Annotated in this window: 9 protein-coding genes; all 9 read right to left on the bottom strand. The window is 35.7% G+C overall.

Annotated features, from left to right (window positions below; translation table 11 throughout):
- Window positions 1-243 precede the first annotated feature (243 nt).
- The 9 genes from OLM51_RS02045 to OLM51_RS02005 all read right to left on the bottom strand — a co-directional run bounded on the left by OLM51_RS02045 (window position 244) and on the right by OLM51_RS02005 (window position 11,699).
- Window positions 244-1,440 (bottom strand): aminopeptidase C, encoded by a 1,197-nt coding sequence (locus tag OLM51_RS02045; protein WP_264552759.1) that lies wholly within the window; start codon window positions 1,438-1,440, stop codon window positions 244-246.
- 275 nt (window positions 1,441-1,715) lie between these two features.
- Window positions 1,716-2,792, bottom strand: a complete 1,077-nt coding sequence (locus OLM51_RS02040; RefSeq protein WP_264552758.1) for a BamA/TamA family outer membrane protein — start codon at window positions 2,790-2,792, stop codon at window positions 1,716-1,718.
- A 172-nt stretch (window positions 2,793-2,964) separates the two neighbouring features.
- Window positions 2,965-3,930 (bottom strand): transporter, encoded by a 966-nt coding sequence (locus OLM51_RS02035; RefSeq protein ID WP_264552757.1) that lies wholly within the window; start codon window positions 3,928-3,930, stop codon window positions 2,965-2,967.
- 68 nt (window positions 3,931-3,998) lie between these two features.
- On the bottom strand, window positions 3,999-5,015 hold the full coding sequence (locus OLM51_RS02030) for a helix-turn-helix domain-containing protein (RefSeq protein ID WP_264552756.1): 1,017 nt from the start codon (window positions 5,013-5,015) through the stop codon (window positions 3,999-4,001).
- Between the two features lie 344 nt (window positions 5,016-5,359).
- Window positions 5,360-5,944 carry a DUF4136 domain-containing protein gene (locus OLM51_RS02025; RefSeq protein ID WP_264552755.1) on the bottom strand — a complete coding sequence of 195 codons (585 nt, stop codon included), beginning with the start codon at window positions 5,942-5,944 and terminating at the stop codon, window positions 5,360-5,362.
- Window positions 5,945-6,175: 231 nt separating this feature from the next.
- A complete protein-coding gene (locus OLM51_RS02020; RefSeq protein ID WP_264552754.1) occupies window positions 6,176-7,576 on the bottom strand; it encodes a DUF2252 domain-containing protein in 1,401 nt (466 codons plus the stop codon).
- Between the two features lie 9 nt (window positions 7,577-7,585).
- Window positions 7,586-9,058, bottom strand: coding sequence for a DUF1254 domain-containing protein (locus tag OLM51_RS02015; RefSeq protein ID WP_264552753.1), 1,473 nt, complete (start codon window positions 9,056-9,058; stop codon window positions 7,586-7,588).
- A 91-nt stretch (window positions 9,059-9,149) separates the two neighbouring features.
- Entirely contained in the window at window positions 9,150-9,968 is an 819-nt protein-coding gene (locus OLM51_RS02010; RefSeq protein ID WP_264552752.1) for a hypothetical protein, read from the bottom strand.
- A 108-nt stretch (window positions 9,969-10,076) separates the two neighbouring features.
- On the bottom strand, window positions 10,077-11,699 hold the full coding sequence (locus OLM51_RS02005; RefSeq protein ID WP_264552751.1) for an arylsulfatase: 1,623 nt from the start codon (window positions 11,697-11,699) through the stop codon (window positions 10,077-10,079).
- Window positions 11,700-11,707 lie beyond the last annotated feature (8 nt).

Below are 11,707 nucleotides of genomic sequence, written 5' to 3'. Positions count from 1 at the left end.
TTGACTCAAGAAAATCACATCTGCGAAACAAAAAAGCATCACAAATTCTCTAGTGCTTCGTATTTTGTCGCTATATTATCAATAACATTTTGAATCTTTTACCGGCTTCAGGAAAGTCATTGTTTATGTCTTATTCTGCATTTACACAAAGGTTATTATCCAAATGACTCATAAATTTACTAAAAAAAGCGCCACAATTCAAAAATTGCAGCGCTTTCTTTATTTTATAAAAACAGGTTTAAATTACACCCCTAATTTCTTAGCGATATCAGCAGGAATTCCACCTTTGTTTACCATTAAGGCAGTAGTTTTATATTTTACGAAATTTTTGGTTACAAACAAGAAACCTTTGTAGTCGTTTGTTTCTCCCCAAGAATTTTTTACGATATAATATTCTTTTCCGGTTTGATCTTTTGCAAGACCAATAATGTGCATTCCGTGGTCGTCTGTAGTAGCGTAATTGTCAAACGCAGCCTGACGCATTTCTGGAGTAATTTCCGGTTCAGCTTTTGGTCCGTTAAACATATCTGCTTTTTCTTCGGCCGTCATGTCGTCAAATTTCTTTGTTGGTACATAAGCTACACCGTTTTTCCAGCTAAAGCTTTTCTCACTTACGTCTGTTGCCCAGGCTACAGTATATCCTTTTTTCAATGCATTGTCGATAACATCTGTCATGTCGTTTACTTTTACATTGTAAACCTGATCTAATGACCAGTTGTCCGGTACCATTAAAGTTGTTTTTTGGTAGTAAGGAGAAGTTGTAAAAGAAGACATTTCAACATATTCGTCCGGGTTAATACCTACTACTTCTTTAGCAAAAGATTGTGGAGTATAGTTTTTTCCTTTGTATGTGAAATTTTCAGGCACTTTCCCTAAATAAGAATCAATAACAGCAGCGTATGCTTTTTGCCAGTTTGGTGTTAACTCTCCGTTAGGATTTTTAACCACAGCTGTTAAAACTCCTTCGATAAGAGCAGCCATTTCGCCAAATTTGTTTTTATCTGTTCCGTAGTTTAATCCTGTGTAAACTTCTCTTGGAACGCTTCCGTATTTTTTGTACATATTAATTACGTCGTGTAGCGAACCTCCATCTCCCAAAGAGATAGCGCCATGCATACGTACATAATTTGCTCCTTTGTCAACATATACATTTCTTGCAGAAAAAACCTGAGATAACTCCACCGGTTGTTTTCCTAAACGAATCATTTCTGACTCTAAAAATGAGTTTGATGCATAACTCCAGCAAGTTCCAGATGAACCCTGATTTTTAATCGACGTTGTTCCTAAGTTAACTACCTCTGTGAATTTAAAAGCTTCTTTACTTTTATCACTTGCATTTAGCTTTAATGAATTTACTAAAACGTCTTGCGCAAAACAGCTACTTACACCTACTAAAAAAGCAGATGCTACGAAAACTGATTTCATTGTAATTTTATACATAATCAATAATTTAAATAGTTGACCAATTAGTAGTCAGAAATTTATTTTTGTTACAAAACAATTAAATATTAAGTAAAAAAACTATTATTTTTCCGTTAATCTTTATATAATGTTTTTATTGTGAATTAAAAACTTACAAAATAAGTAAAATCAGAATAAACTGTTTTTAAGGAAGAAAGATGAAAATGCTTGAGAATAAAATAACTAATAAGCGCTGAAAATAAAAAATCCCCGACAACTTGTGTTATCGGGGATTTACAGTATTTTTTAGAGCATTATCTCATCCAGTTGCTGCCAAAAACAATGTAATAGGCCCATTCTTCGGGACCGCGGGCGACATCAACACCCATTCGGAGTTTGAATTTTCGTGCCAGGAGATATCTAAAACCGGTTCCGTAACTATAAACTACTGGTTTTGCAAAGGCTTTGTCCCAATCGTCAAATGCACTTGCTACACCGCCATAGCCCATTAAGCTCCATCGTCTGTACAAATCCCAACGTAACTCGCCTTCGGTAACAATACTGGTGTTTCCCATGTATCTTGCTGCCGGAATCCCTCTTAAGTTAATTCCGGGTTTAAGATAAAAAGGCGGACTCCCCAACGCCTGCTCTCCTTCTATCCTGAGTCCGCCAATTAGTTTTTGAGTTATGGGATGATAGCCAATTGCTGATAAATTAATGCGCCAGGCATTATAATCGCTCCCTAATGCTTTATCTGACCAGAAAAAATCAGACTGTATCCTTATTCCTTTATCGGGGGTAAATATATTGTCGCGCCCGTCAAACTGAAGTGCTGCCCCAAGCTGACTTACGGTGCTTTTAATGTCTTTTGGATCTACAAATGGTGGTGGCAGATTGAAGTCCGGCAGATTTATTTTAGAGTCTAAAAGTAAATATTGCGGCCCTGCGCTCCATTTTGCATTCTTAAATTGTTTGAGCCACTGTGTGTAAAAGATTGTAGATTTAAAGTTGAGTTTAAATTCCTGATCTGCCTGATTGGGTAGATTATTGGCATAAAAAGATAAATTCATATCGCCATAAGCTGCAAAAACGCGATACAATATTTTAGGTTTTATAAGTGTTGCAGATCGAAAACCACCGGCAAGCCAGCTTTTGTTTGCCGTATACATTCCGACTCCTCCTGTAATATCGGGGTTTATAAAACGTTTTTTTCCATCTTCTTCAATAACCGGTGCATGCTTTTTTAGAAAAATAGGGGCGACCGCAACTCCAAATCCTCCTACGGCCGGTTCTGTAATAATGGTGGGTATGACTATAAATCCGTTGGCATAAATAAGAAAATCACTCAAATCTACAGCTCCGTCTAATGAATCTTTTAAACTGACTTTCATTTTTTGCCCTACCACAGAAGATGATAAAAGTAAAAGAAGATTGATCAGAATAATTTTCCGGAGGAAATTTGCTCTTTTCTTATCGGAGGTAAGTCGAATATTTTTTTCCATCCTAAAAATTGTATTTAAATTTATTACACGAATAAAGAATCGGCGTTTAAGTCTTTTATAACTATCCTTTTTTTAAACTAAATACGTGTGCTAATGTGATAAAAAATGTATTTCCCTGAAATCTGTTTATCGCATCAACCTCTGCTATCCATCTAAATCCTGCCGAAGTTTTGTATCCGATATTAAAATAATTTACTTCGGCTCCGATGCCGCCAACACGATCTTTATGCCCCTGAACAACTCCAAGAACCGGAACTGGAATTTCGTCATGACTTACTTTGTATTGCATGTAGTAAATTAAACCGGCATTAAAAATTCCTGAGGGAGCTGTTTTTTCGGCATTCATCTGATAAAATGTTTTCCCCAATCCGCCTTCAATGCTTAAAATATCTCCGGTTTTTATATTAGTATCTTTCTTTTTCCCGTTCATTTCATAAGATGCCAAAGTCGAAAAATGAATGGTTTTTTTGTCATTAAAATACAAAGTTGTTCCACCCGAAAATTCATTCATGAACATTCCTAAACCGCTGTTGTCTGATGCGCCTGCTGTAAATTTTCCTGTTGGAAGGTACATTTGGTAACTAAAAACAAAATCAGCCCTTTTGCGATGCCAGCCTAATTGTACAGGAACTATATACATATCTGTAAATGCCAGCGAATTATCAACATTGGCATTATTTCCCTGAATAGTATTGGCTGCAAAAGCAAGTAAAATTGTTGCTCCGTAATTAGCTCCTAAAATTTTATAATCACTAACATAAGATGCTCCCGCACCAACTAAATACATGGTTAAATCTGGATTTACAATTGCTTTGTCTCCATTTGAATCCTTCAGTGATGAAGCGCTGTAAATATAATTTGGAACATAAACACTAAGTGTGTTTGCAGGTGTCTGAGTTCCGGATTGCAATCCCATGGCACCAAGAATATGACCTCCTTTAAGTTGTGCCTGGCTAAAAAAGGTTGTTAATAATAAAATTGGTAATAGAAAGGATTTACGGGCTTGTGTATCAATTTTGGTGCTCATCATTTTTATTTTAAATTTATTATTGCTTTAGAAATAATCGCTACGAAACACTGTAAATTAATTGCTTATCAATTTGAGGATTGATTTAAATAATAGGTGTTTTCATCATCAGGATTAATTCTGATTACTTTAAAGTATTCAGAAGGAGATTTTCCTGTGTGTTTTATAAAAGCTCTAAAGCAGGTAGTTCTTGATTTAAAACCAGATCCCCAGGCCATACCTTCGAGAGATAGTTCTTTCCATTCGGGATCGTTTATTTTTTCTTTAAAATATTTAATTCTTTTCAGGTTAACATAATCCTGAAAATGAAGATTGAATTCTGAGTTGATTAAACTGGAAATGTGATGTACAGGTATTGCGGTAGCATTAGAAATGTCACGAATTACCAGATCTTTTTTTAGAAAAAGCTCTTCCAATTCAAAAATGCTTTCCAGTTTAGAGAGATAAAGTTGTTTTTTTTCGTCTGTTAACTCTTTGGGTAACGGTAAAGCGCTTTTGGTTTCATTTATTTTTATAGTCATTGACTGATCCTCGACAATATCAAAATTTTCAAACACATGCTCTGTTTCATCCTTTTCGTTATTATCATAAAAAATCTGAGGCTTAAAATATAACCAGCCTACTGTAAATAAAAGAACAGATGAAATTAATATGTAACAGGAGAAATCGATACTATCTACTTTGTTCATCAAAAAATAATGTACAAAAAGTGTCGAAAACAAAAACAAAATCATGAGGTTATAAAGACGAATCCAGTTGAGTATTTTAATTCTGTTAAGGTGATTTTCTCTAAATTTTTTTAAGTCATAGTTTAAAATCATCATCGTTTGGCAGAAAGCATACAGTAACCATATTGTAAGACTCAACATGGAGAAAGGACTCTGTATTTTGCCGGAAAGAAATTCTAATAATTGTAAATCTGTAAAATTTCCAATCCAGACACAGAGCGTTAAACTAAAATAAATTAGAAATGGCAGGAAATGTAACCAGTCGTATTTATGAAACAATCGATTCTGAAATAAAACGCTTCGGACATATAAAAAAGCACTTGGCGCTACAAGAAAGATAAAAGATTTTGTGATCATAAAGAGATCTGGAAAAACTTTAAAAACATTTGCTGATAAGTAAAAATTATAAATACTAACAACGGCGAGACTAAACAAGAATAGTCCCAGAAAAAAATTTTTTGAGTAATTTTTTCGCGAAAACAATATCATAAATGATGTTGCAAAGCCAACCATTGTTGCGATAAAAAAGAAAAGAGAAAGTACTATATCCAGCATATGTAATAGGCTTAAAATTTAATTTAATGTATTGCACTTTCTTAAAAATAAATTTAAAAGAAAGTAATGGCGGGACAGTTTTTTGTAAAGCCTATACTTATCTGTTTACAGATAAGTATATGGCTTTTATGGAGTAATATTGTAGGTTATTTTTTTACTGCTAATCCAGGAGGGAATCCTTCGAGAATTTTTTTGATAGCACCGGCAATAAATTCTTCAGGATTATCTGGTTTGCTGTCAATTTGAGCATTTCCGATACCTTGCCAAACTAATTTTCCTGTTTTTGTAGATACAATGTCTATTACCAGGGAGCCATCAACATAATCGTAACTGTTAAACGTTGTTGTGCCGCCACCCATCATGGCGCCACCGCCCCAATATCCGTATGGTCTGTACATACCACCGTAACCGTAGAAATTGGTATCGGCTGTAACTTGTGTTTTGTTTTTTAATATAGATACTGCATTTACTTTTAAATCAGGATTGTCTGTTGATTCTTTAAATCCTTTGGCAGTCATTTCGGCACGAATTGATTTTGCAACACGATCTGCATTTAGTTGATTTACCTGACCTTCCTGAGCTTTTAGGTCATAAACAGTAAAGGTTCTATATTCGCTGAAGTTTGCTGCGTGATCATAATCTGTTGTTACTTTTACTGTTGGCGCACAACCAAAAAGTAAGCCCAAAATTAATAATGGGAATAGGCGAAGATTTGTTCTTTTAATATTCATGTTTTGGTATTTAAATTAATAATTAACTTGTAACTCGAATGTATTAAAATCTGGGTAAATCTTGAATGAACGATAAATCGTGTTAAATAATTGTAAAGTAATTACAAAGAACTATTAAACAGTGAATTAATGCTCTCTCAAAGATATATTATTTTATTTAATTAACATAAAGAAGTAAAAAAAATCTTGCGTAAAATAAGAGGATTGTTTACTTTTTTTAATTACTGAAAATTATATTTCTGCCGAAATTGGTAATCTTCCTTCTTTTACAGCTTCAACCATTTTGTTGTAATCCAGTTCATTTTGATGAGCATATAAAATTGAAAATTTAGAAATTGCATTAGCAAATTCATTGTTATTCCCAATATATCCGGATAATAGTGAGGGATCGCCAGATCTTGCATGTGCTCTGGCCAGTGCCCAGCCGCAGGCTTTGGCATAATCTGCCATATTTTCGGCTTTCATTATTTCTATAACCGGTTTTATCTTGGTATCCCGAAGCTGACGGATATAGAAATATTTGCCTTTATCATCATTTGTCCAGCCTAAGAACATATCTGGCGCTGACTGCATTAATTTTTGCCCCATTACAATTCGTTCGCCCTGATGAGGATACTTTCCCTTAATTTTTACATTTGGTTCTAGGACGCTCTTTCTGGCTTCCTTGAACTGCAAAAAAATAGGTTCTCCGGTAGCCGACATTAATAAGCTGATTCCACAGAGTGTTCCCACACTTCCTACGCCTACAACTTTTACGGCAAAATCATGCATAGTGTATCTGCTTAACAAAACTTGTTTGTCTTCCGGAAGTGATTCTATATATCGTTTATGAACCTGTTTGGCTTCTCTAAAAGTATAACTTTCTTCAGTTCCCGAAGGATGATAAATCAATGGAGGATCATCTTTGATTCTGGCACGGACTCCATCTAGATAAGTCATTTTTGCAAACTCTTTTTCATGCGCAATAGATTCGGCTGCTTTTTTTATTCGTTTCTGCTGAAATTCTTTTAGTTCTTCATCTTTTCCAAGATCAATAAGTTCTGCCAGATCAATATCGGCATACCAGATTTGCAGTGCCGATAATTTACTGTAATCGAGCATATGTCGTTTGTAACTGTCGGCAACATGCCATGCAAATTCTTTACAGTCTTTAGCAGAAAATTTTCGCCATTTTCCCGCAATTGCAAAACTTGTTGCCAGTCTTTTTAGATCCCATTCCCACGGACCGGGAAATGTTTCATCAAAATCATTAATATCAAAAACCAATTTGCGTTCGGGAGTTGCAAAACCGCCAAAATTCATTAAATGGCAATCACCACAAAGTTGCAATTGTATTCCTGTATTTGGTGTATTTGCTAAATCTGCTGCCATAATTGCTGCTGCTCCTCTATAAAAGGCAAATGGCGATTCGATCATTCTTCGATATCGAATGGGTAATAAATTTTCAAGTCTTCCAATGCTTGTCTGAATCAAAATATCAACAGGATCTTCACGGTTTTCGGGCGGTGTCCATTCCTGATGAGAAGAACGAGACACCTCTTTCCTGATCGCTGCACCATTATCATAGCGTTCTGCTTTTGATGCTAATCGATCAAAGAAACTTTCGGGATTATCTGTAGTTTTTTCGGTCATCAGAGTTATTTATTTCACTTCTTTAATGTCATCCATTTTCCAGCTTTTATCAAAGTAAGCTGCAGTAGGACCATAAAAACGCATATAAGTAAACCAATGTTTTCCTGGTAAAGTCTGTACCCAATTTTTCTCTTTTCCGGCAGGAGCTTTTGGCCCGAAATATAAATCAACTGAACCATCAGTGTTTTTTATTAAATCTTTACGGGAAGATAAATCGGCATTTTGTTGCGGATTATCAATCAAACAACGAGTAGCCGAATCGTAAACCGTAATAGACCAGAAATTCACGGCTGGAGGATTTGCAGGAACATTTAAAGTGTAATTTTTAGCTCCGTCTAACCAATTTCCTTCATTATCATAATAAGCTCCTAAATACGCCTGACCCACATTTGGTGTTTTGGACATCATAGCTTGGGAATAAGTAACTGCTTCATAGAAATAAGAAGCTCTCTCAAAAAACTCATCATAAGTAGCAGCATGTTGCGATGCATTTTTCATAATCAGGACATAATCCCAGTGTTTATCTGGCCAGTGTTTTACATCTGCAAAACGTTTTTCGAAAGAATTTGCCATTGCCATTTGCTGTCCTTTTTCAGCAGCCGCAATTAAAATTTTCTTCTGACGTTCATCCGGAGCAAAAGGTTTTCCTTTTTCTATTCCGAGATTTCTAAGCCATGCCATAAAAAAACGATCACGTTCTTCTACAGGTTCATTTTGTAAAATAGCATGAAGACGTTCCCAATAAGCAATTCCGGTTGGCGGAATTCCGAGCCATTTTTTTCCTGCAGGAGGACTAACTACTTTTGTTGGAGTTGGATTTGCTCGTTGTGCATATGGATAAATTTTTACCAGTTTCAATAACGTTTCGGTTACTTTTGGATCTGGATCAAGTGTTCTAAAACCAAAGAACATATTAACAGTATTGCAGGGAACAATAAAATAACCAGGGGCTTTAAAATCTTTCATAGTTGGTGGCACTAAAATATATTTACCTCCTTTTCCTTTGTCAGGTCCCATTTCTCCAATGGTTGCCTGTTCTCTTTGCCAAAAATCTGCCAAACCACCTGCAGTTCGTCCTGCTGGCATTTCGATAACCGTTGGTCCATTTGCTGCCAGATCAATGAATGTCAATATATAGGGAGTTGTTGCATTGGCAGTCAAAATTCCTAAACGATCGGCATATGAATTATAAAGAACAAGGTCGTTACTTGATGCCTTAAAGGTTTTATAATGTTGATATTGCCATTCGGCAAAACCGACAATTGGTAATGCCCACAAATAGCATTGTGTTGCCTGTTGAAAATCCATTTCGTCAAATAATGCCGGAATGGATTCTTTTGAAGGCAATTCTCCATCCATTTTTATTTCAGTTCCGGACGATGCAACTGTTGTTGATGCAACATTTTCTGAGGTCTTTTTTTCGCATCCAATATTGAACATCAAAGAAAAAATTGCTAAAAAAATAATGCTTTTGTTTTTCATAATATCGTTTATTATAAATTGGTAAATTTTCGATTACTCTAATTTTTTTAGTCTAAAACAAATTATGTTTTTTAATAAGAGCAATGATTTACTATCCGGGAAATATAAATGCAACCACGGCTCTTAATCCCCAATCTGGTCTTATGCTTGAATGTCCTACTACTGGAATTAAAGGCATAACAGCAAATTGCATGGTCTGACCACCTAATTTTGTAATGGCTCCAACATTTGGACTAACGGTTATAAGGGTTGTATTTCCCTGCCAGTTTTGTGTAATTTCTGAGGTAATACCTAAACTGGCCCCACTTTTATAACTATGTGTTAGAAATAGTTGGGTGTAAAACTGATTGAAATCTGTTCTGTCTGCATTTCCTGCTACAGACCAAATTTGATTGGCTAAAAAACCTATAGAAAGTCCTTTTCCCTGATGCATGACTAAAACGCTTGGTCCAATTCCGAATTTTTCTGTTCCTAAAAATTTTTCAGTAGCGGTTGGTACTAAAAAAGCAGGACCAACGCCTAGTATTATTCCTTTAGTTTTAGGAGCAAAAAAAGCGGTTACTGTTGCATCACTTAAGCCAAATTCATGTGTGTTTTCGCCTGTAACATCCTGCTGATCTACAACGGGAAGAATATAACGTGTAATTAAATTTAAATTTTCACTTAATTTAAAAGGAACAACGGGCTGTATATTGATCTGATATTTCGATCCATTATAAGCACCGATCCCATAAGTGAGATTATTTTGCAGCGGAACACTAATTAAACTCGCAACCGGATTTGCCATTTTATCGGCGAGTTCCTGTGCGCTAGTCCCTGCTTTTGGCTCTTCTTGGGCAGATGCACTAAAATTTAAAAGAAAAAAAAACGTCGCAAATAAAGATTTAATCAAAGTGGAAGATAGTTTCATAATTTTTCTTTTCTGATTTTTAATTATTCCAAAATCAAAAACAAACAACTTTTAAACTTGTAAAAGCTGTTTGTTTTTTAACTCTTAAAATTTATAACCAGCTAATTATCACCCTCCACCGCTTCTTTTAGCAGTTGATATGGATTTTAATTTCTCTTGTGCATCTTTAAGTTTTAAATAATTATCAATAGTAATTGGCCCAGGATACAGGTTACTTTGTACTACATGAGGTGGATATTTTTCATAGGTTTTAGCAAATTCTCCAATAATGTTCTGAACAGTTGGCAAGAACCAGGTTTTTTCTGTAAAGTTGTTCATGAATAAATCATAGCGCTCTTGCGGATCTGCCCATAAGTCAAATATTTGTGGTACAGTTGCTACGTAACTCGCAGCTCCTTTCCAACCTAAATTAGAATCTACGGCTAAACCTCCTGTTGCTTGTCCGTTATCACCACGTAAATTAAAGACTGCTTTGAACTTTCCAATTCTTATTGCTCCCGGCAATAATTCATCTTCTGTAAAATAAAACCACATTGTTCTTTTTGATTTTCCTGTACCAAATAAAACCGGCGACATATCGTAACTATCAAAAATTGTAGGTTTACCATCTCTGTCTACCGTTGGTAATTCTTGTCCTGACAAGGCGGCAAATGTTGCCATAAAATCAAGTGTTCCTAAAATGTCGTTATTTTTGCTGTTTGCTTTGATTTTTCCAGGCCACCAGGCTAATGTTGGAATACGGCTACCGCCTTCGCGATCTGTTCCTTTTGTTCCTCTAAACGGAGTATAACCACAATCCGGATAAACATCCTGCCAGGTTCCATTATCTACAGTATAGATTATTAAAGTGTTTTCGGCAATTCCCATGTTACGAACTTCATCCATAATACGACCAATTCTTGAATCTAATTCAACAATACAATCAGCGTATTTATTTTTACCTGCAGATTTTCCTGCATAATCAGGATGCGGTAAATTTGGCTGGTGATTTTTTGCAAAAGAGATTTCCATAAAAAATGGTTTATCTTTTTTACCATTTTCTTTCAGCCATTTTATAGATTCTTCCTCTGTATATTGATCTAGAAACGGAATTACTTTTCCGTCTATTTTTCTAACTTCTCTGTATGGTTTTCCAGCCTCTCCCTCTAAAGCGCCTTTGGTTCCTTTGACCCAAGTTGCTCTAATATCCTCTGGCATGTCTGCATTCCACTCCGGATCAGTATACGTATATGCATTTAAATGATATAAGGTTACATTTTTCATGACATCGAAGCCCTGAGCAATCGGCATTGAATAGTCTTCTTCTCCAAGATGCCATTTTCCGGCAAAAAAGGTACTATAGTTTTTACGTTTCAATAAAGAGGCTAATGTCCATTCGGCTTTAGGCAGTCCTCCTCCATCACCAGGAAACGCAACGGTTGTCATACCGCTACGATTAGGAATTCTTCCTGTTATCAAAGCTGCTCTTCCGGGTGTACAGCTCGGCTGGCCATAAAATGACCAAAACTGCATTCCTTCGTTTGCCATGCGGTCGATATTGGGGGTTGCAGCTCCACGACCTTCTCCACCGCCATAAGGACCTAAATCTCCCCATCCGGTGTCATCTGATAATAAAATAATAATATTTGGGCTTTTTTGAGCATAACCAAGACTGGCTATCAAGAAGCAAAAAAGCAAGCCAAAAGTCTTCAGGAGACTGGCTGATTTGATTGATCTAAAATTTGTTTTCATGTGGTATT

Origin of the sequence: Flavobacterium sp. N2038 (assembly GCF_025947185.1) — a bacterium.
GTDB lineage: Bacteria > Bacteroidota > Bacteroidia > Flavobacteriales > Flavobacteriaceae > Flavobacterium.
This window is presented reverse-complemented; position numbering and strand designations above follow the sequence as displayed.

Bases quoted from the DNA above. Each gene is read 5' to 3' on its own strand.
- OLM51_RS02045 (WP_264552759.1), bottom strand. From the start codon at position 1,440: ATGTATAAAATTACAATGAAATCAGTTTTCGTAGCATCTGCTTTTTTA.
- OLM51_RS02040 (WP_264552758.1), bottom strand. From the start codon at position 2,792: ATGAAAGTCAGTTTAAAAGATTCATTAGACGGAGCTGTAGATTTGAGT.
- OLM51_RS02035 (WP_264552757.1), bottom strand. From the start codon at position 3,930: ATGAGCACCAAAATTGATACACAAGCCCGTAAATCCTTTCTATTACCA.
- OLM51_RS02030 (WP_264552756.1), bottom strand. From the start codon at position 5,015: ATGATCACAAAATCTTTTATCTTTCTTGTAGCGCCAAGTGCTTTTTTA.
- OLM51_RS02025 (WP_264552755.1), bottom strand. From the start codon at position 5,944: ATGAATATTAAAAGAACAAATCTTCGCCTATTCCCATTATTAATTTTG.
- OLM51_RS02020 (WP_264552754.1), bottom strand. From the start codon at position 7,576: ATGACCGAAAAAACTACAGATAATCCCGAAAGTTTCTTTGATCGATTA.
- OLM51_RS02015 (WP_264552753.1), bottom strand. From the start codon at position 9,058: ATGAAAAACAAAAGCATTATTTTTTTAGCAATTTTTTCTTTGATGTTC.
- OLM51_RS02010 (WP_264552752.1), bottom strand. From the start codon at position 9,968: ATGAAACTATCTTCCACTTTGATTAAATCTTTATTTGCGACGTTTTTT.
- OLM51_RS02005 (WP_264552751.1), bottom strand. From the start codon at position 11,699: ATGAAAACAAATTTTAGATCAATCAAATCAGCCAGTCTCCTGAAGACT.